The sequence below is a fragment of the Microcoleus sp. OTE_8_concoct_300 genome (assembly GCF_031383065.1).
Classification (GTDB): domain Bacteria; phylum Cyanobacteriota; class Cyanobacteriia; order Cyanobacteriales; family Microcoleaceae; genus Microcoleus.
This window is the reverse complement of the sequence record NZ_JANMZH010000038.1, coordinates 1-1,046: the sequence shown is the minus strand read 5'-3', so window position 1 is coordinate 1,046 and position 1,046 is coordinate 1. Positions and strand designations below refer to the sequence as shown.

Here is a 1,046-nt window from a genome sequence, read left to right as displayed (position 1 = left end):
TTTGGTTGGTTTGCTTTCCTAAATCAATCTCGGTTTTCCATTGTGCATTTTTGCCAATTACTAACGTCCCAATTTGTTTGGCGACCAAATAATCGACAATCAGGCGACTGGTATGATGCAAGTAATTATCGACTTTTTGGTTGCGACAGCGAGTTAAGCGCTGAATGCGGGGTGATGTTTTGCGGTTCCCTGTTAACTGGGATTGCAATCTTGAAGAGCGCTTGTTGTAGAACTGGTTAATCAATTTCAATGGTCGCCCGTTAATCAACAAAGGGATAAATCCCGGTTGATTTGAAGTTAACGCCACTAAATTATCTAGTCCTAAATCAATACTAGCTACAAAGTTAGTGTTGCGAAAGGTGGACTCTGGTTTATCATAAATTACCTCGAATACATAGGCATCACATTTCGGAACCAGTCTAACGAAAGCAAATATGCTCGGTATTGACTTTAGTTTGGAGCGAAAATTCAGTACCCGAAAGTTTAATGATTCCTTTCTTTAACTGTTTGCTACTAATTGCTTGAATCGTGTATACAAGGAGGTTTCGCCCTTTGGTCTTATCTTTGTATTTCGGCAGTTTGGGGCGACCAGTAAATTTAGAGGGATCAGTTTTGTAATTTTTAATCGCCTCAAAGAAGGATTTCCAATTCTTGTCTAGCACCATCAATATTTGCTGACTAACCTTGGCAGGTAAAGCCTTGTATGCTTCGTGAGACTTCATCAAACGGTTCATTTCGTTGTAATTGACATAGCCCCATCCATAAAGAAAGCTCTGACGAATGACGTAATTAGCGGCATTGTAGAGGTTCTTAGATTTAAAGGCTAGTTCGTCTATTTGGGCGAAACGGTGTTCCGTCGATTTAATGATGTGCCTCTCTGTTAGTTGCATTTGAGACTTCCGTTTTTTAGGCTGTGCGTATTCCTTGTTCAACACTCACAACAATATAATACCATTATTGTTTATAATTGCTTATAAACTCAATGAAGTTTTACAATACCAAAGATATGCCATTGATTGGCAGCCATCCTTATGATTGCTCAAAAT

At 39.0% G+C, this 1,046-nt stretch carries 1 pseudogene; it reads right to left on the bottom strand.

Going from position 1 to position 1,046, the window contains the following annotated elements:
* Positions 1–890: pseudogene (locus ACUVJL_RS02095) on the bottom strand (RNA-guided endonuclease InsQ/TnpB family protein); the annotation flags it as partial.
* Between the last annotated feature and the right edge of the window lie 156 nt (positions 891–1,046).